Genomic DNA, 17,851 nt, shown 5'->3' on the forward strand with positions numbered 1-17,851 from the left:
GGGGAACCTCACCACGACGGTGAACTTCCCCTGGTGAAGGAACGCTGATGCGGTTGAAGGTCGAGCACCTATCGAAAGAACGGGACGCTCCGCCGGTGTGGTTATGGTCCTCCAAGACCGGCGCCACCCCGGACGACGTGGACCGCTTCCGGCAGGCATTCCTCCGCCGCTTCAACCTGGAGCACACGTTCCGCTTCGCGAAGCAGACCCTCGGCTGGACGACACCGAAACTCCGTACTCCCGAGGCGGCTGACCGCTGGACCTGGATCCTGATCGCCGCCCACACCCAGCTCCGGCTCACCCGGCCCCTCGCCGCGGACCTCCGCCGGCCCTGGGAGAAACCCACCACCTCCGACCGGCTCACCCCGGCCCGGGTCCGCCGGGGGTTCAGGAACATCCGCGCTCACCTCGCCTGCCCGGCCCGTGTTCCCAAACCCCGAGGAGCCGGCCCCGGACGGCCACCCGGCGCCAAGAACAAACACCGGGCACCCCGCTACGACGTCGGCAAAACCGTCAAACGCCCCGAGACCCTCAAGGCGCGTCCGCCTGGATGGGGGGCGGGTTCCTCCGCGGACAGCCGCGGGTGGTCCTTTGGGGCCGCGGTGGAACTTCGACCAGATCGGGCCGGGACTGGAGCAGCGCGGGTCAGGAGCGGCAAGGTGCCCTGGTGGTGCTTCGTATGACGAGGTGTGGTGTGACGACGACTTCTCGTTCGTCGTCCGCCGCCTCACCCTCCAGCCGGGCGACGGCCCGGCTCACGGCCCGGCGCGCCAGCTGGCGGGCTTCTTGCCCGACCGTGGTGAGTTGGACGTGGGCCAGGCGGGCGAGGTGGCTGTCGTCGTAGCCGACGACCGAGATCTCGTCGGGCACAGGGATACGGGCGCGCAGGAAGGTGTCGAGGACGCCGATGGCGCAGTGGTCGTTGAAGGCGAGGACGGCGGTGGGGCGGGCAGCCTCGGCGAGGAGTGTTCGTGCGGCTGCCGCACCGTGGTCCTCGGTCAGCCCGCCCGGCACGAGGCGGACGCGGTCGGTGAGGCCGTGGTGCTTCATGGCCGACTTGTAGCCGCGGCGCCGATCGGCAGCGCCCGGCGCCCTGCCCCCGTCGATGTGGACGATGTCGCGATGGCCCAGTGCCACGAGGTGGTCGACCGCCTGGCGGGCGCCCTCGTCGTCGGCCGCGCGGACGACGTCGACGCCGTCGGTGAGCGGACGCAGCCGGCGGGCCACGGAGACGACGGGAAGCTGCGCCGCGAGTTCTGCCAGCCGGGCCGCCGGGGCATGGGGGCTGAGCAGGATCAACGCCTCGCAGCGGTCGGCGAGCAGCGTCTCCACCGCCTCCTGTTCGCTGCGGCTCGCGGCGACGGCGCTGAGCGCGATCTGATAGCCGGCCGCCCCCGCCGCGGCGTAGAGCGCCTCAACCATGTCGGCGTGGAAGGGCTGTCGCAGGTCGAACTGCACTCCCACCAGGTGCGAGCGGCTGCTGCGCAGGAGGCGGGCCCTGCTGTCCGGCCGGTAGCCGATCTCCTGCGCGGCCCGCAGCACCCGCTCGCGACTTGCCGCGCTGGGCCCCTTGGCACCGCGCATGACCATGGAGGCAAGCGGCACGGAGACACCTGCCCGCGCCGCGAGGTCGCTGAGCGTCGGCCGCTTTCCGTCCGGGACGGCAGAGCGCGATGGCACCGTCGGCCTTCCTGATCGAGGGTCTTCTCCGAGGTGATCGTAGACCGAGCCAAGCAGGACACGCACTGGTCAACGTTGTTACAACGTTATAAATCAAATGTCCGCACAAACCCTTGACAGGCCGCCCGGCGCCTGGCGTACTGCTCCTGTTCTCTTAGAACGTTATAAGTCTGGAGCTGCGATGTACACGTTGGCGGTTTGTGCCGAGATGGTCTACCGCGACCTGCCGATCGAGGAGCGGGCCCGGCGCATCCACGAGGCCGGCTTCCAGGTGGAGATCTGGGACTGGACCCGGCACGACCTGAACGCACTGGCCCAGACCCCCGCCGAGTTCTCCTCGATGACCGGCTACATCCGCGGCACCCTGACCGACCCGGACGGCGCAGCCGAACTCCTGCGCACAGCCGAGGAGTCGATCAAGGCCGCCGAGCATCTCGGCTGCCCCCGGCTCAACCTGCACGGCACCGGCCTGGACGGCGAGGGCCTGCCCGTGGTGCCGGTGACCGACGAGGCCACCGGCGACATGTGGATCACCGCCCACCGCACGCTCACCCGCCTGGCCGAACTGGGCGAAAGCGCGGGCGTCACCTTCACCTTGGAGAACCTCAACACCGCCGTCGACCACCCCGGCGTCCCGTTCGCGCGGGCCGCCGACACCTACGCCCTGGTCGCGGCAGTCGATCGGCCCGGGCTGCGGATGAATCTGGACCTGTACCACGCCCAGATCGGCGAGGGAAACCTCATCGAACTGATCCGCCGCGCGCACGGCGCCGGCCTGATCGGAGAGATCCAGGTCGCCGACGTGCCCGGCCGCTGCGAACCCGGCACCGGAGAGATCAACTATCCGGCCGTCGCCCGCGCCCTCACCGACCTCGGCTACGACGGCACGGTCGCCCTGGAGGCATGGCCCTCCGGCGACAGTCACACCGCCATGGAGCGGTTCCGCGCCGCGTTCACCCTCTGATCCCACCCCGAGTCGCACAGCAGGCCACCCAGTAGCTCCCCGCCCGACCCACAACGGGATGTGTGGCGTCCCGCCGGTGGATCACCCCTTCCCGCAAGTCAGCACAGTGAGGTGCCGAAATGAACCGCTCGCTTCCCTCCCGCTCCCGCAGATTCACCATGCTCGTGGCCATGGCCGCCAGTACAGTCCTGGCACTCGCCGGCTGCTCCAGCAGCTCGGGCGGCAAGAAGTCGGAGGAGAGCGCCGGTGGCGTCTCTGCCGGCAAGGCCACCACGCCCCGCATGACCATCGCGATGATCACCCACGCCGTCCCCGGTGACACGTTCTGGGACACCATCCGCAAGGGCGCCCAGGCCGCGGCCGCCAAGGACAACGTCAAGCTGATCTACTCCTCCGACCCGAACGGGGGCAACCAGGCCAACCTGGTGCAGAACGCGATCGACCAGAAGGTCGACGGCATCGCCGTCACCCTCGCCAAGCCCGATGCCATGAAGGAAACGGTGGCCAAGGCAGTGCGGGCCGGTATACCCGTGGTCGGCTTCAACTCCGGTGTGGACGACTGGAAGAAGCAGGGCCTGCTCGAGTACTTCGGCCAGGACGAGACCGTCGCGGGCGAGGCGGTCGGCAAGAAGCTGAGTTCCCTCGGTGCCAAGAAGGTCGCCTGTGTCATCCAGGAACAGGGCCAGGTCGCCCTCGAGGCACGCTGCGCGGGAGTCAAGAAGGGCTTCTCGGGCACGACGGAAAACCTGTTCGTCAACGGCGCCGACATGCCGTCCGTGCAGTCGACCATCACCGCCAAGCTCAAGCAGGACCCCTCCATCGACTACGTCGTCACCCTCGCCGCCCCGGTCGCGCTGACCGCCACGCAGGCGGTGTCCGACGGAAGCAGCAAGGCCAAGGTCGCCACCTTCGACCTCAACAAGGAGCTGGTGAAGGCGATCCAGGGCGGCAGCATCCAGTTCGCCGTCGACCAGCAGCCCTTCCTGCAGGGCTACCTGGCGGTCGACTCCCTCTGGCTCTACAAGAACAACGGCAACTACAGCGGCGGTGGCGTGGCGCCTGTGCTGACCGGCCCGGCCTTCGTCGACAAGTCCAATGTCGCCGCCGTCGCCACGTTCGCGGCCAAGGGAACACGGTGACGCGTACGACCCGGGTCACGGCCGGACCCGTGTGGGTTCGGCCGGCCCTCTGCTGACCGTCACCGCCATCGCCCACCCTCAAGTCAAGGAACCACATGACCTACCGCACCTCCCTTGGAGTCGCCGTGATCGGCGCCGGCCGCATGGGAGCCAACCACGTACGCCGGATCAGCGAGGTGACCAGCGGCGCCCATGTGGCCGCCGTCGTCGACGTCGACATCGATCGCGCCAAGACGGTCGCCGACGTCGAAGGATGCGCGGCCTACGGCGACGTCGCCGAAGCGATGGCCTCACCCGACGTTGACGCGGTGCTGCTCGCCTCCCCGGGCGTCGCCCACCAGGCGGCACTGCTCACCGCGTTCGAGCACGACCTGCCCGTCCTGTGCGAGAAGCCCCTCACCCCAGACGCCGCCTCCGCCCTGCGCGTGCTGGAGGCCGAGCAGCGGCTCGGGCACCGCCGGGTGCAGGTGGGCTTCATGCGCCGTTACGACCACGAGTACATCAAGCTCAAAGCGCTGCTGGACAGCGGGGAACTGGGCCGGCCGCTGATGCTGCACAACCGGCACCGCAACCCGTCCTGCCCGCCGGACTTCACCAGCGCCATGCTCATCAACGACTCCGTGACCCACGAGATGGACATCACCCGCTGGCTGCTCGGCCAGGAGATCACGTCCGTCACGGTGCTGCGGCCGCGGCCCTCCGGCAACGCGCCCGAAGGGCTGGCCGATCCGCAGTTCGTCGTCTTCGAAACCGACGGCGGCGCCGTGGTCGACGTCGAGATCTACGTCAACGCCCGCTACGGCTACCAGGTCCAGGCCGAGGCAGTGTGCGAGCACGGCACCGCCCGCATCGGCGACCGGCACGACATGCTCGTCAGCACCGGCGGACGCTGGGGCGGCACGGTCACCCCCGGCTTCGTCGAGCGGTTCGAGGAAGCGTACGACCGCGAGGTCCAGGCATGGATCGACGCCACCCGGCGCGGCGAGGTCACCGGCCCCAGCGCCTGGGACGGCTACGCCGTGGCCGCGGTCTGCGAGGCGGGCATCCGCGCCCAGACCGAGGGCCGCCGCGTCGAGGTGGAACTCGCCGACCGCCCAGCCCTCTACAGCTGACCCCCACCGCCGGCACACCGAACCAGCGGGGAACGACCGCTCCCCGCCCGACCACACCGCAGACGGGACGCATCATGAAGATCGGTCTGAACACCGACAGCGTCGGGCAGCTCACGCTCGACGAGACCCTGGACCTGGCCGCCGAACTCGGCCTGGACCACGTGGAGTTCGCCACCGGCGCCTGGTCCACCGCCCCGCACATCGACATCGACCGACTTCTCGACAGCGACGGCGCGCGCCGCGAACTGCTGGCCAAGCTCGCCGACCGAGGGCTCACGATCAGCGCCCTCACCTGCTCAGGCAACCCCCTGCACCCCGGGCCCAGCGGCCGCGAGCACGACCAGGTCACGCGCAGGACCATCGCTCTCGCCCCGCTCCTCGGCGTCGACCGCGTGGTGATGATGTCCGGGCTGCCGGGCGGGCCGGGCGACGCCAACCCCAACTGGATCACGGTCTCCTGGCCGCCGGAGACCACACAGATCCTCGACTGGCAATGGACCGAGGTCGTACTCCCGTACTGGCGAGACCTCGTCGCCCACTCCCGTGACCAGGGCGTACCCAAGCTCGCTCTGGAGATGCACGCCCACCAGGCGGTCTACAACGTCCCCACCCTCCTGCGCCTGCGCGAGGAGGTCGGGCCCGTGGTCGGTGCCAACTTCGACCCCAGTCACCTGATGTGGATGGGTGCCGACCCGCTGGCCGCCATCGAGACCCTGGGCGAGGCGATCTACCACGTGCACGCCAAGGACACCCGGCTGGAACCCACCCGCCAGGCCCTGACCAGCAGGCTGGAGACGCTGCCGGTCATGGCCGCCAAGGAACGCTCCTGGAACTACGTCACCCTCGGCTACGGCCACGACGACGCGTTCTGGCGCGCTTTCTGCCTCGCCCTGCGCCGAGCCGGCTACGACGACGTCCTGAGCATCGAGCACGAGGACGTTCTTGTGGCCCCCGTCGAGGGCGTCACCAAAACCGTCGACCTGCTGCGCCGCGTCATCCTGCGCGACCCCAGCTCCTACAAGCCCCAGGAGATCTGAGCCGTCCTAAGCCGCACGGACACGAGTTCCGCGCGGCTCGGTCCGCCAGGCCGAGGTCGACCGCGACGAGCGGGACGACCGGCTGTCGACCGCCGAACACGAGGAACTGAAGCAACTCCGCAAGGCAAACGCCGAGTTCAGGCGGGCGAACGAGATTCTCAAAGCGGCGAGCGTGTTCAGCTTCCTCTCCTGGCTCGCCGACCGAGGCCGCACCCTCGAACACTGCCACCAGGCCGACGTCGACGCCTGGCACAAGGAGAAGCTGCCCACCCGGCGCCGGCCGAGACGTTCCTGCGCTGGTGCATGAAGACGAGCCGGATGCCTCGCCTCGCCCTGCCACCCCAAGTCATCAACCAGGACCAAGCGCCGCTGCACCAGCACCGCCGACTCGCCATTCTCCGGCGGACCCTCAACGACGACTCCTTGCCCCTGCGGGCCCGGGTCGCGGCCGCGCTCGTTCTCCTCTACGCGCAACCCGTCACCCGCATCGTCCGCCTCACCGTCGACGACGTCATCGACGGTGAGGCTACCCTCACCGTCCGGCTGGGAGACCCGCCGTCCCCGCTTCCAGAACCCGTCGCTGACCTCATGCGGGCACGTCCAGTCCCGCTCCCGTCCTGTTCCCCGAAGGCCGCGCCGGCCTCATCGTGTGTAACCCGCCCTGGCTCCCCGCCCGTCCGACCAGCCCCATCGAGCAAGGCGTCTACGACCCGGACAGCACCATGCTCCACGGCTTCCTCACTGGACTGTCTGCCCACCTCCGGCCAGGTGGCGAGGGTTGACTCATCCTGTCCGACCTGGCAGAGCACCTCGGCCTCCGGACACGTCAGCAACTGCTCGACGCCATCCAGGCAGCAAGCCTCCGCGTTGTGGACAAGATCGACACCAAGCCCCGGCACCCACGCTCCAAGGACGCCACCGCCCCACTCCACACAGCGCGAAGCGCCGAGACCACGTCCCTCTGGCGTCTGACAGCATGACCGGCACCCCGATCACGCAACGGCATCTCGCCTCCCAGTTCACCAGGTGAGCACATCCCGTGGGTGACCTCGCCACGCACACGGGATGACCCGATTCCTTGCCAAGCCTGAGGATCACAAACACCTACTGAACTCGTCCGTGCAGAGCGCCCTGCCGCCCACCAACGCGCAGGTTCCCGCGACTGAGCGGCCAGAAATTCGCGAACCCGCCTGCTTTGCTCGGAGGCGCCGTAGAGGTCGGCGAGTCCTACGAGGAGGCCGCCGCACGGGAGTTGGCGGAGGAGCTGGGTGTCCGAGCTCCTCCGAGGCTGGTGTTCAGGTTCAGGTGCGCGGGCGCGATCAGCCCGTACTGGCTCGGCCTGCACGAGGTTGTCGTCGCCGAGCCCATCAAGCCCGACCCCGAAGAGATCGCCTGGCATGACTGGTTGACGGAGCCCGAACTCGTCGAGCTGGTTCGTCATGAGGCCTTCGTCCCCGATGCCCGCGAGGCATTCGACCGTTATGTCGCCGCGCGTCCGCGGCCTGAGCCCCGGTGATCCTCGACTGCCCCGCGTAAGTCCCCCGACGGCGCACAAACACGACGTGATCCACGCTTCGATGCGAGAGCACAGGCACCATCAGTGCTATATGACATGATGCGGAAATGACTCATCCATCCCCCGGCCCCGATGTCCTGGTCATCGGAGCAGGCATCGTGGGTGCAGCGTGCGCGTACTACTGCGCGGTCGCCGGGCTGCGGGTCTCCGTGGTCGAACGGGGCGCCATCGGCAGTGGCACCACCAGCGCCTGCGAGGGCAACATCCTGGTATCCGACAAGGAATCCGGAGCCGAGCTCGACCTGGCGCTGCTGTCCTCCCGGCTGTGGCGGCAGATCGGCGAGGAGCTGGGCACGAGCGCGATCGAGTACGAGGCGAAGGGCGGTGTCGTCGTCGCGGGTTCGGAGGGCGCGGCCGACGGTCTGCGGCATCTGACGGCGGGTCAGCGGACGGCAGGCGTCGACGCGGTCGACATCGGCGCGGACGAGCTCTTCGAGCTGGAACCCAACGTGACCCGGGAGGCGGTCGGCGGAGCGTTCTACGCGCAGGACGCGCAGGTCCAGCCGATACTGGCCGCCGCGCAACTGCTTCGCCGGGCCCGCCGGCTGGGGGCCACGGTCCGCATTGGCACCGGTGTCACCGCCTTCGTGCGCGACAAGCGGGGCGCGGTCACGGGGGTGCGGACCGACTCCGCCGATGTCCCGGTCCTGCACGCGCGGTGGGTGATCAACGCCGCGGGCACCTGGGCCGGGCAGGTGTCCGAACTCGCCGGTGCCCCGGTTCCGGTCCTGCCGCGCAAGGGCTTCATCCTGGTGACCGAGCCGCTGCCACGCGTGGTGCGGCACAAGGTCTACACCGCGGAGTACGTGGCCAACGTCGCCAGCAGCGACGCGGGCCTGGAGACCTCGGTAGTGGTCGAGGGAACCCGCGCCGGAACCGTCCTGATCGGCGCCAGCCGTGAACGGGTCGGCTTCGACCGCAGTGTGTCCCTGCCGGTGCTGCGCAAGCTGGCGGCCCAGGCCATCGGCCTCTTCCCGTTCCTCGCCGATGTCTCCCTGCTCCGCAGTTACCTGGGATTCCGCCCCTACTGCCCGGACCATCTGCCGGTCATCGGTCCGGACCCGCGCGCGCCCGGCCTGCTGCACGCCTGCGGTCACGAAGGAGCCGGCATCGGGCTGTCCGTCGCCACCGGCCATCTGCTGGCCCAGCATCTGTCCGGCGAGAAACCCGACCTGGATCTGACGCCGTTCCGCCCGGACCGCTTCGAGGAGGCGACCCCTTGACCACTCCGCCCCCCAGCTTCACCTTCACCTTCGACGGCGAGCCCGTGCGGGCGCGGTCCGGGCAGAGCGTCGCCGCCGCACTCATCGCCTCCGGGCGGCGCTCCTGGCGGCACACCCGCACCGAGGGCCGCCCGCGCGGCGTGTTCTGCGGCATCGGGGTGTGCTTCGACTGCCTGGTGACCATCAACGGACGCCCCAACCACCGCGCCTGCCTCGTCGAGGCCCGGCCCGGCGACACGGTCTCCACCCAGGAAGGAGCGGGTCATGACGACCTCGCCTGCTGAACAGGGGGACACCCCGCACGGCACCGTGCACGGCACCCTGTACGACATCGCCGTCCTCGGTGCCGGACCGGCCGGCCTGTCAGCGGCCGTCGCCGCCGCGGCGCAGGGCAGCCGTACGGTGCTGATCGACGGCGGCACCCGACCGGGCGGCCAGTACTGGCGTCACCGCGACGGCGACGACGGCGCCCTCCACCACGGCTGGAGCCAGTTCCGGCGCCTAAGGGAGGAGTTGGCCGCACACCATCTGCTCGACCACCGGCCGGGCCACTCGATCTGGCACGTCGAACGCACCGACGAGGGCTTCACCACCCACACGACCCGGACCGGCCACACCACCCGCGACGACATCCCCCGCACCCTCCGCAGCCGGACCGTGATCATCGCGACGGGCGCCTACGACCGCCAACTACCCTTCCCCGGCTGGACCGTTCCGGGGGTGTTCACCGCCGGAGCCGTCCAGGCCCTCCTCAAGGGGCAGGGCGTACTGGCCGGGAAGCGGATCGCCGTCGCGGGCACCGGGCCGTTCCTGCTGCCGGTGGCCGCCGGCCTGGCCGAGGCCGGCGCCACGGTCGTGGGCGTCTTCGAAGCCGGACTGCCCATCGCCTTCGGCAGACATCCGGTCGCCACCCTGCGCAACCTGCCCAAACTGGCTGAGGGCGCCGGGTACTTGCGGACCCTCCGCCGGCACCGCGTTCCCTGGCGCACCCGCACCGCCGTCATCGCCGCGCACGGCACCGACACCGTCACCGGAGCGACCGTCGCCCGGCTGGACGACCGGTGGCGGATCGTGCCCGGCAGCACCCGCACGATCGACTGCGACACGATCGCCGTCGGCTACGGCTTCACCCCGCAGACGGAGATCCCCCTGCAACTCGGCTGCGAGATGAGGCGGGACGCCGACGGCAGCCTCGTCGCCCGCGTCGACTCCCGGCAGCGCAGCACGGTCGACGGCGTCTACGTCGCCGGGGAGGCCTGCGGCGTCGGTGGCGCCCAACTCGCCGTATTGGAAGGCGAGTTGGCCGGTCTGCACGCCGCGTACGCGACCAACGGCTCGCCCGTCGACCGTCGGCGTCTGGCGCGGCTGCTGCGGCAGCGCTCCGTCCAACGGTCGTTCGCCGCGGCGATGCACCAGGCGTATCCGGTGCCGGACGGCTGGCAGACCTGGCTGGACGAGGACACCACGGTCTGCCGTTGCGAGGAGGTCACCGCAGGGACCGTCCGCCGGGCCGTGCGCGACCTCGGGGCCACCGACCCGCGCGCGGTCAAGCTCTATGCCCGCCCCGGCATGGGCCTGTGCCAGGGCCGTGTCTGCGGCTACGCCACCAGCTGTCTCGTCGCCCGCGCGAACAACCGGCAGCCCACCGCCGAGGACCTGCGTGGCCTGGCCGCACGCCCCATCGCGCAGCCCCTCACCCTGGGCATCCTTGCCGCCGGCTTCGACGACAACGGCGCCTGACCACAGGAGGTTTGCCCTCGTCACCAGTGACAGGGCTGACAGAGCTGACAGGCCTGTGTAATGTAATATTGCACTGGCCTTGATGGGTGTTGCACTGACCCTGATGGTGGGATCACGACACGTGGAGGACTCATGACCCGGGCGAAGCCCTGGCACGGCATGCTCGTCGCCACCGCACTCCCCCTGCGCGAGACCGGGAACGGCGACCTGGCCGTCGACTTCGACGCCTACGCCGACCACGTCGCCTGGCTCGCCGCCAACGGCTGTGACGGCGTCACGCCGAACGGCTCCCTCGGCGAGTACCAGAACCTGTCCGCAGAGGAGCGCGCCAAGGTGGTCACCACTGCCGTGGCCGCCGCCCCCGAAGGCTTCACCGTCATGCCGGGTGTCGCCGCCTATGGTGCGGACGAGGCCCGCCGCTGGGCCGAACAGGCCGGCGAGGCAGGTGCACCCGCCGTGATGCTGCTCCCGCCGAACTCCTACCGCGCCGATGACCGCGCCGTCATGGCGCACTACCGGGAGGTCGCCAAGGCCGGCGTACCGGTGGTCGCCTACAACAACCCGCACGACACGAAGGTCGACCTCGTCCCCGAGCTCCTCGCCGAGCTGTTCGACGAGGGCCTGATCGTGGCGGTCAAGGAGTTCTCCGGCGACATCCGCCGCTACTACCGGATCACCGAACTCGCCCCGGGCCTGGACGTCCTGGCCGGCACCGACGACCTGGCCCTGGAGATGGCGATCGCCGGGTCGCCGGGCTGGATCTCGGGCTACCCGAACGCCCTGCCGCGCGCCTGCGCCGAACTGTGGGAGGCGGCCACCGAGGGCGACCTCGCCACCGCCCTCCCCCTGTATCGCATCCTGCACCCGCTGCTGCGCTGGGACTCGCGCACCGAGTTCGTGCAGGCGATCAAGCTCAGCATGGACCTCGTCGGCCGCTACGGCGGCCCCTGCCGCCAGCCCCGTATCCCGCTCACCCCCGAGCACGAGGCGGTCGTACGCACCGCGACCGAGAAGGCCATCGCGGAAGGGCTCGCCTGACCATGCGCAGCAACCGGGTCTTCCACGCCGTCGACTCCCACACAGAGGGGATGCCGACCCGGGTCATCACCGGTGGCGTCGGCGTCGTCCCCGGGGCCACCATGTTCGACCGGCGCCGGTACTTCATCGACCACCTCGACCACATCCGCCGACTGCTGATGAACGAACCGCGCGGTCACTCGGCGATGAGCGGAGCGATCCTCCAGCCGCCCACCCGCCCGGACGCGGACTTCGGCGTCCTGTTCATCGAGGTTTCCGGCTGCCTGCCCATGTGCGGGCACGGCACCATCGGCGTCGCCACGGTCCTGGTGGAGACCGGCATGGTGGAGGTCGAGGAACCGGTCACGACGATCCGCCTGGACACCCCCGCCGGACTCGTCGTCGTCGACGTCCGCGTCGAGGACGGCTCCGCCAAGGCGGTCACCCTGCGCAACGTCCCTTCGTTCGCGCTCGCCCTGGACCGGACCGTCAAGGTCGCCCCCTGGGGCGAGGTCGCCTACGACATGGCCTTCGGCGGCAACTTCTACGCCATCGTCGAACTGGACGGCCTCGGCATCCCCTTCGAACGGGCCGACAAGAACCGGCTCATGGACGCGGGTCTGGCCATCATGGCGGCCATCAACGAACAGGACCGGCCTGTCCATCCCGGCAACCCCGAGATCAACGGTGTGCACCACGTCTACCTCGCCGCCCCCGGATCCACCCCCTCCCACTCCCGGCATGCCATGGTCATCCACCCGGGCATGTTCGACCGCTCCCCCTGCGGCACGGGCACCAGCGCCCGCATGGCCCAACTGCACACCCGCGGACTGCTCCCGCTGAACACCGAGTTCCGCAACGAGTCGTTCATCGGCACCCACTTCATCGGCCGACTCGTCGAGGAGACCGAGGTCGCCGGCCACCGGGCGGTCGTCCCCACCGTCACCGGGCGCGCCTGGATCACCGGCACCGCCCAGTATCTGTACGACCCGGACGATCCCTTCCCGCAGGGGTTCGAGCTGTGACCGGCGCGGGGCGCCAACCAGCCGGATGAGGCGAGTACGTGCCCCGCATACCCCCTGCCACCAGGCGCTTTGCCCGTGTGCGCGGAAACATGCGATACATCACACAACGCTGTCCGTATAGCATGCAACCGGCCACCGCTCACCTCGAAGTCGAGCGTGGAACGACTTGCCGCCGACAGTGAGGAAGCCAGCCATGAGCGCGGACGACGGCACCACCGTGAACCTGCCTTCGTTCCGCGGACGCCGGAACCTCCGCCAGGAGATCACCGAAACCCTCCGCGGAGCCGTCATCTCGGGAGAGATGACAGCCGGCGTCGTCTACTCCGCGCCCAGCCTCGCGGAACAGTTCGGCGTCTCCCCCACCCCTGTGCGCGAGGCGCTGCTCGACCTCGCCAAGGAGGGACTCGTCGAAGTCGTCCGCAACAAGGGCTTCCGGGTCACGACCCTTTCGCCGGAGGAACTCGACGACATCACCGAGCTCCGGGCACTCATCGAGCCGCCCACCATCCGCCGCATCACCGAACAGGGCGTCCCCGCGAAGGCCATCAAGCAGTTGCGGCCGCTCGCGGCGGGCATCGAAAAGGCGGCGGCGCGCCGGGACTTCATCGCGCACGTCACCATCGACATGCAGTTCCACCTCGCCCTGCTGGAACTGGCCGGCAACGCCCGCCTGTTGGAGACCGTGAGGTCCCTGCGCACCAGCTCCCGGATCTACGGGCTGCGCCGACTCCCCGACGGCGACGCGCTGTTCGACTCCTCCCACGAGCACGCCGAGCTGCTGGACCTGATCGAGGCCGGCGACGCGGACGGCGCGGAGGCCCTGATGCGCCGCCACATCAGCCACGTGCGAGGCATCTGGAGCGAGAAGAACCTCGACGAGACCGCCGGCTGACCTGCGTCCGCGCCCGGTCGTCCGTGGCCGCCGAGGCCGGAAATCGACGCATGCCCGAGAACATCCGCACCCGGTGAGGCGCCACGGCTCCCGGAGCATCGGCGATCACGCCAATATCGACGTGCGGGCGACGCGCACTCCGCCGGCCCCGCCGGTCGCCCCCGACTCCCCGTGCCGTGCGCAAATGCGGCCCGACCAGGGACTCCACAGGCCCGCCACAACGCCCTCACATCTGGCACACATTCGGCCGATCGTCGGCCCGTGCCTCGTCGTGAGGCAGACGGCGTGTGCGTCGCCTGCCTAGTCTCCCGGGCCATGCGATCACCACGTATGAGACGCCTGGGTCTCACCACCGTTCTCGGTCTGCTCCTCGCGGTCTTCGGCCTGGCCCCCAGCGCGAGCGCCGCGGATCCCGCGCCGGCCGGCATCACCTTCGCCACCGACTCCGCCACCACGACGCCCGGCGGCACGGTGCAGCTCTCGATGACGCTGACCAACAACAAGACCTACGACGTCCTGTTCGTCTACCAGACGATCGAGCCCACCTGGCTCACCACGCAGCGCCCCGACCTGAAGTACAGCTTCACCGGCTGCAGCCTCGCCACGGCCACCGGCAGCACCGCCTGCTCCGGGACCGGCCCCAGCAACCTCGGCACGAACTACGGAGCCACCGTCCCGCCCGGACAGAGCCGGACCGTCACGCTGACCCTCCAGGTCGCCGCCGACTCGGGCTGCAACGGCAACATCGGCTTCTACTCGTACTTCTACGCCGAGTTCAGCGACGCGACGAACACCAGCGGCGGCCCGGTCTTCACGCCGGAGACCCGGGTGCTCTGCGCCTGACCCCGCTCAGCCTCCCCGACCGGACCGTCTCGCCCCGCGCAGGTGCTCCCTGCGCGGGGCGAGACGGCATGCGGTGACGACGTGACAGGCAGTCGGCTCAGGCGAGTTCGACCAGCAGATCGCCGCCCTCGACCTGCTGGATGGGGTTGATGGCCAGTCGGGCCACCCTGCCGGACTTCGCGGCGGTGATCGAGGCCTCCATCTTCATCGCCTCGATGGTGGCCACCGTGGCACCGGCCTCCACCTCGTCGCCCTCGGCGACCGTGAGGGTCACGACTCCGGCGAACGGCGCCGCGACATGACCGGGGTTGGCCCGGTCGGCCTTCTCCGTCACCGGGACGTCCGAGGCGGCCGCCCGGTCGCGGACCTGGATCGGCCGCAACTGGCCGTTCAGGGACGACATCACGGTACGCATGCCACGCTCGTCCGCGTCACCGACGGCCTGGAGCTCGATCAGCAGCCGCACACCGCGCTCCAGGTCGACGGCGTACTCCTTGCCCGGGCGCAGCCCGTAGAAGAAGTCCTTGCTGTCCAGCACGCTGGTGTCGCCGTAGGTGTCACGGTGGGTCCCGAACTCGCGGGTCGGCGCCGGGAACAGCAGCCGGTTGAGCGTCTCGCGCCGCTCCTTCGCCAGCCCCTCACGGTCCTCGGCGTTCAGTTCCTGCACCGGCTTGGCCTCGGCGCGGCCCTGCAGCGCCTTGCTGCGGAACGGCTCGGGCCAGCCGCCGGGCGGGGTGCCCAGCTCGCCGCGCAGGAAGCCGATGACGGAGTCGGGGATGTCGAACCGGTCCGGCCCCGCCTCGAAGTCCTGCGGGGACACGCCGGCACCCACGAGGTGCAGCGCCAGGTCGCCGACCACCTTGGAGGAGGGGGTGACCTTCACCAGGCGGCCGAGCATCCGGTCGGCGGCGGCGTACATCGCCTCGATGTCCTCGAACCGGTCGCCCAGGCCCAGCGCGACCGCCTGGGTGCGCAGGTTGGAGAGCTGCCCGCCGGGGATCTCGTGGTGGTAGACGCGGCCGGTCGGGGAGGCCAGGCCCGCCTCGAAGGGGGCGTAGACCTTGCGGACACTCTCCCAGTACGGCTCCAGGTCACCGACGGCCTGGAGGTCGAGGCCGGTGGGCCGCTCGGAGTGGTCGGTCGCGGCCACGATCGCGGACAGCGACGGCTGCGAGGTCGTACCGGCCATGGACGCCACCGCGCCGTCCACCGCGTCCGCGCCGGCCTGGATGGCGGCGAGGTAGGTGGCGAGCTGGCCGCCCGCGGTGTCATGGGTGTGGATGTGCACCGGCAGGTCGAACTCCCGGCGCAGGGCAGACACCAGCTTCGCCGCGGCCGGTGCCCGCAGCAGACCGGCCATGTCCTTGACGGCCAGGACGTGGGCGCCCGCATCGACGATCTGCTCGGCCAGGCGCAGGTAGTAGTCCAGGGTGTACAGCTTCTCCGACGGGTCGGACAGGTCGGAGGTGTAGCACAGGGCCACCTCCGCGACGGCCGTTCCCGTCTCCCGTACGGCCTCGATGGCGGGCCGCATCTGCTCGACGTCGTTGAGGGCGTCGAAGATCCGGAAGATGTCGATGCCGGTGGCCGCCGCCTCCTGCACGAACGCGTCGGTCACCTCGGTGGGATACGGCGTGTAGCCCACGGTGTTGCGGCCGCGCAGCAGCATCTGGAGGCAGATGTTCGGTGCCGCTTCCCGCAGGGCCGCGAGGCGCTCCCACGGGTCCTCGGCGAGGAAGCGCAGGGCGACGTCGTAGGTGGCGCCGCCCCAGCACTCCAGGGACAGCAGCTGGGGCAGGGTGCGCGCCACGACCGGGGCGACGGCGAGCATGTCCTTGGTGCGCACCCGCGTGGCGAGGAGCGACTGGTGGGCGTCGCGGAACGTGGTGTCGGTGACGCCGATGGTCGGCGACGCGCGCAGCCAGCTCGCGAAGCCCTCGGGGCCGAGTTCGGCGAGCCGTTGCCGGGACCCGGCCGGCGGCTCACCGGCCGGCAGCGCGGGCAACTTGGTCAACGGGTCGATCAGGTCGGGCCGTTCGCCGTGCGGCTTGTTGACCGTGACGTCGGCGAGGTAGGTGAGCAGCTTGGTGCCGCGGTCGGCGGAGTGGCGGGCGGTGAGCAGATGCGGGCGCTGCTCGATGAACGACGTGGTGACCCGGCCGGCCTGGAAGTCGGCGTCGTCCAACACGGCCTGGAGGAAGGGGATGTTGGTGGCCACGCCGCGGATGCGGAACTCGGCCACGGCGCGCCGGGCACGGCCCACCGCGGTGGCGAAGTCCCGGCCCCGGCAGGTGAGTTTCACCAGCATCGAGTCGAAGTGCGCGCTGATCTCCGTACCGGCGTGGGTGGTGCCGCCGTCGAGGCGGATGCCCGAGCCGCCCGGCGAGCGGTAGGCGCTGATCCGGCCGGTGTCCGGGCGGAAGCCGTTGGCCGGGTCCTCGGTGGTGATACGGCACTGGAGGGCGGCGCCGCGCAGGGTGACCGTCTCCTGGGCGAGGCCGAGGTCGGTGAGGGTCTCGCCGGCGGCGATGCGCAGCTGCGACTGCACGAGGTCGACGTCGGTGACCTCTTCGGTCACCGTGTGCTCGACCTGGATGCGCGGGTTCATCTCGATGAAGACGTGGTTGCCCTCGCGGTCGAGGAGGAACTCCACGGTGCCGGCGTTGCGATAGCCGATCTGCTGGGCGAACCGCACGGCGTCGGCGCAGATGCGGTCGCGCAGGGCGGGGTCGAGGTTCGGGGCGGGGGCGAGTTCGATCACCTTCTGGTGGCGGCGCTGCACCGAGCAGTCGCGCTCGAACAGGTGGATGACGTTGCCCTGCCCGTCGGCGAGGATCTGCACCTCGATGTGGCGGGGCTCGACGACGGCCTTCTCCAGGAAGACCGTGGGGTCGCCGAACGCGGACGCCGCCTCACGGGACGCCGCCTCGATGGACTCCCGCAGCTGGGCGGGCTCCTCGACGCGGCGCATGCCGCGCCCGCCGCCGCCCGCGACGGCCTTGACGAAGACGGGGAAGCCGATCTCCTCGGCTGCGGCGACGAGTGCGTCCACGTCGGTGGAGGGTTCGGAGGAACCCAGCACCGGCACGCCCGCCGCGCGGGCCGCGGCCACGGCACGCGCCTTGTTCCCGGTCAGCTCCAGGATGTCCGCGCTCGGTCCGACGAACGTGATGCCCGCCTCTTCGCACGCCCGGGCCAGATCGGGGTTCTCGGACAGGAACCCGTAACCCGGGTAGACGGCGTCGGCTCCCGCGCGGCGCGCCGCGCGGACGATCTCCTCCACGGAGAGGTAGGCCCGCACCGGGTGCCCGGGCCTGCCGATCTCGTAGGCCTCGTCGGCTTTCAGCCGGTGCAGGGAGTTGCGGTCCTCGTGCGGGAAGACGGCGACGGTGCGCGCCCCCAGCTCGTAGCCTGCGCGGAACGCACGAATCGCGATCTCGCCGCGGTTGGCTACCAGCACCTTGCGGAACATCCTTGATCCCTTCAGCCTGCCGGTGACGGATCACCCAATGGTGTCGGCGGTGCCTCTTCCACGCCATGTGAGCCGGGCCACTTGCGGCCTAGGCTGTCCTTGAGCCTCCTGTGGTCAAGGGTGGTGAAGCG

General features: G+C 70.4%; 15 protein-coding genes and 2 pseudogenes. 15 read left to right on the top strand and 2 right to left on the bottom strand.

What is annotated here, in order from left to right:
* Nucleotides 1-12: 12 nt before the first annotated feature.
* Nucleotides 13-542 (top strand): annotated as a pseudogene (locus ABIE67_RS05475) (transposase); the annotation flags it as partial.
* A 103-nt stretch (nucleotides 543-645) separates the two neighbouring features.
* On the opposite strand, the gene ABIE67_RS05480 reads toward ABIE67_RS05475, so the two are convergent.
* Complete coding sequence (locus ABIE67_RS05480) at nucleotides 646-1,680, bottom strand: LacI family DNA-binding transcriptional regulator (protein ID WP_370254076.1); 1,035 nt, start codon at nucleotides 1,678-1,680, stop codon at nucleotides 646-648.
* Nucleotides 1,681-1,861: 181 nt separating this feature from the next.
* On the opposite strand from ABIE67_RS05480, the gene ABIE67_RS05485 reads away from it, so the two are divergent.
* The 14 genes and pseudogenes from ABIE67_RS05485 to ABIE67_RS05550 all read left to right on the top strand — a co-directional run bounded on the left by ABIE67_RS05485 (nucleotide 1,862) and on the right by ABIE67_RS05550 (nucleotide 14,248).
* Nucleotides 1,862-2,644 carry a TIM barrel protein gene (locus ABIE67_RS05485; RefSeq protein ID WP_370254079.1) on the top strand — a complete coding sequence of 261 codons (783 nt, stop codon included), beginning with the start codon at nucleotides 1,862-1,864 and terminating at the stop codon, nucleotides 2,642-2,644.
* Nucleotides 2,645-2,763: 119 nt separating this feature from the next.
* Nucleotides 2,764-3,783 (top strand): sugar ABC transporter substrate-binding protein, encoded by a 1,020-nt coding sequence (locus ABIE67_RS05490; protein WP_370254082.1) that lies wholly within the window; start codon nucleotides 2,764-2,766, stop codon nucleotides 3,781-3,783.
* A gap of 95 nt (nucleotides 3,784-3,878) precedes the next feature.
* On the top strand, nucleotides 3,879-4,895 hold the full coding sequence (locus ABIE67_RS05495) for a Gfo/Idh/MocA family protein (protein ID WP_370254086.1): 1,017 nt from the start codon (nucleotides 3,879-3,881) through the stop codon (nucleotides 4,893-4,895).
* A gap of 74 nt (nucleotides 4,896-4,969) precedes the next feature.
* Nucleotides 4,970-5,932 carry a sugar phosphate isomerase/epimerase family protein gene (locus tag ABIE67_RS05500; protein ID WP_370254090.1) on the top strand — a complete coding sequence of 321 codons (963 nt, stop codon included), beginning with the start codon at nucleotides 4,970-4,972 and terminating at the stop codon, nucleotides 5,930-5,932.
* Nucleotides 5,933-6,104: 172 nt separating this feature from the next.
* Entirely contained in the window at nucleotides 6,105-6,239 is a 135-nt protein-coding gene (locus ABIE67_RS05505) for a hypothetical protein (RefSeq protein WP_370254095.1), read from the top strand.
* A 310-nt stretch (nucleotides 6,240-6,549) separates the two neighbouring features.
* A pseudogene (locus ABIE67_RS05510) lies at nucleotides 6,550-6,912 on the top strand (methyltransferase); the annotation flags it as partial.
* Between the two features lie 215 nt (nucleotides 6,913-7,127).
* Entirely contained in the window at nucleotides 7,128-7,448 is a 321-nt protein-coding gene (locus ABIE67_RS05515) for an NUDIX domain-containing protein (RefSeq protein WP_370254099.1), read from the top strand.
* Between the two features lie 107 nt (nucleotides 7,449-7,555).
* Nucleotides 7,556-8,731, top strand: coding sequence for an NAD(P)/FAD-dependent oxidoreductase (locus ABIE67_RS05520; protein WP_370254103.1), 1,176 nt, complete (start codon nucleotides 7,556-7,558; stop codon nucleotides 8,729-8,731).
* Nucleotides 8,728-9,015, top strand: coding sequence for a (2Fe-2S)-binding protein (locus ABIE67_RS05525; protein ID WP_370254106.1), 288 nt, complete (start codon nucleotides 8,728-8,730; stop codon nucleotides 9,013-9,015). The genes ABIE67_RS05520 and ABIE67_RS05525 overlap by 4 nt, the downstream gene beginning before the upstream one ends.
* The gene (locus ABIE67_RS05530) at nucleotides 8,996-10,471 is read left to right on the top strand and encodes an FAD-dependent oxidoreductase (protein WP_370254109.1); all 1,476 of its coding nucleotides are present in this window, start codon (nucleotides 8,996-8,998) and stop codon (nucleotides 10,469-10,471) included. The genes ABIE67_RS05525 and ABIE67_RS05530 overlap by 20 nt, the downstream gene beginning before the upstream one ends.
* A gap of 132 nt (nucleotides 10,472-10,603) precedes the next feature.
* Complete coding sequence (locus tag ABIE67_RS05535; RefSeq protein WP_370254113.1) at nucleotides 10,604-11,509, top strand: dihydrodipicolinate synthase family protein; 906 nt, start codon at nucleotides 10,604-10,606, stop codon at nucleotides 11,507-11,509.
* 2 nt (nucleotides 11,510-11,511) lie between these two features.
* Nucleotides 11,512-12,513, top strand: a complete 1,002-nt coding sequence (locus tag ABIE67_RS05540) for a proline racemase family protein (protein WP_370254115.1) — start codon at nucleotides 11,512-11,514, stop codon at nucleotides 12,511-12,513.
* Nucleotides 12,514-12,706: 193 nt separating this feature from the next.
* Entirely contained in the window at nucleotides 12,707-13,405 is a 699-nt protein-coding gene (locus ABIE67_RS05545; protein WP_370254118.1) for a GntR family transcriptional regulator, read from the top strand.
* A 330-nt stretch (nucleotides 13,406-13,735) separates the two neighbouring features.
* On the top strand, nucleotides 13,736-14,248 hold the full coding sequence (locus tag ABIE67_RS05550; protein WP_370254120.1) for a hypothetical protein: 513 nt from the start codon (nucleotides 13,736-13,738) through the stop codon (nucleotides 14,246-14,248).
* Between the two features lie 97 nt (nucleotides 14,249-14,345).
* On the opposite strand, the gene ABIE67_RS05555 is transcribed toward ABIE67_RS05550, so the two are convergent.
* Nucleotides 14,346-17,720 (bottom strand): pyruvate carboxylase, encoded by a 3,375-nt coding sequence (locus ABIE67_RS05555; protein ID WP_370254124.1) that lies wholly within the window; start codon nucleotides 17,718-17,720, stop codon nucleotides 14,346-14,348.
* Nucleotides 17,721-17,851: the final 131 nt, after the last annotated feature.

It is taken from the genome of Streptomyces sp. V4I8, from assembly GCF_041261225.1.
Lineage (GTDB): Bacteria > Actinomycetota > Actinomycetes > Streptomycetales > Streptomycetaceae > Streptomyces.

Excerpts from the sequence above, each read along its gene's own strand:
- ABIE67_RS05485 (WP_370254079.1), top strand. The coding sequence starts at position 1,862 with ATGTACACGTTGGCGGTTTGTGCCGAGATGGTCTACCGCGACCTGCCG.
- ABIE67_RS05490 (WP_370254082.1), top strand. The coding sequence starts at position 2,764 with ATGAACCGCTCGCTTCCCTCCCGCTCCCGCAGATTCACCATGCTCGTG.
- ABIE67_RS05495 (WP_370254086.1), top strand. The coding sequence starts at position 3,879 with ATGACCTACCGCACCTCCCTTGGAGTCGCCGTGATCGGCGCCGGCCGC.
- ABIE67_RS05500 (WP_370254090.1), top strand. The coding sequence starts at position 4,970 with ATGAAGATCGGTCTGAACACCGACAGCGTCGGGCAGCTCACGCTCGAC.
- ABIE67_RS05520 (WP_370254103.1), top strand. The coding sequence starts at position 7,556 with ATGACTCATCCATCCCCCGGCCCCGATGTCCTGGTCATCGGAGCAGGC.
- ABIE67_RS05530 (WP_370254109.1), top strand. The coding sequence starts at position 8,996 with ATGACGACCTCGCCTGCTGAACAGGGGGACACCCCGCACGGCACCGTG.
- ABIE67_RS05535 (WP_370254113.1), top strand. The coding sequence starts at position 10,604 with ATGACCCGGGCGAAGCCCTGGCACGGCATGCTCGTCGCCACCGCACTC.
- ABIE67_RS05540 (WP_370254115.1), top strand. The coding sequence starts at position 11,512 with ATGCGCAGCAACCGGGTCTTCCACGCCGTCGACTCCCACACAGAGGGG.
- ABIE67_RS05545 (WP_370254118.1), top strand. The coding sequence starts at position 12,707 with ATGAGCGCGGACGACGGCACCACCGTGAACCTGCCTTCGTTCCGCGGA.
- ABIE67_RS05550 (WP_370254120.1), top strand. The coding sequence starts at position 13,736 with ATGAGACGCCTGGGTCTCACCACCGTTCTCGGTCTGCTCCTCGCGGTC.
- ABIE67_RS05555 (WP_370254124.1), bottom strand. The coding sequence starts at position 17,720 with ATGTTCCGCAAGGTGCTGGTAGCCAACCGCGGCGAGATCGCGATTCGT.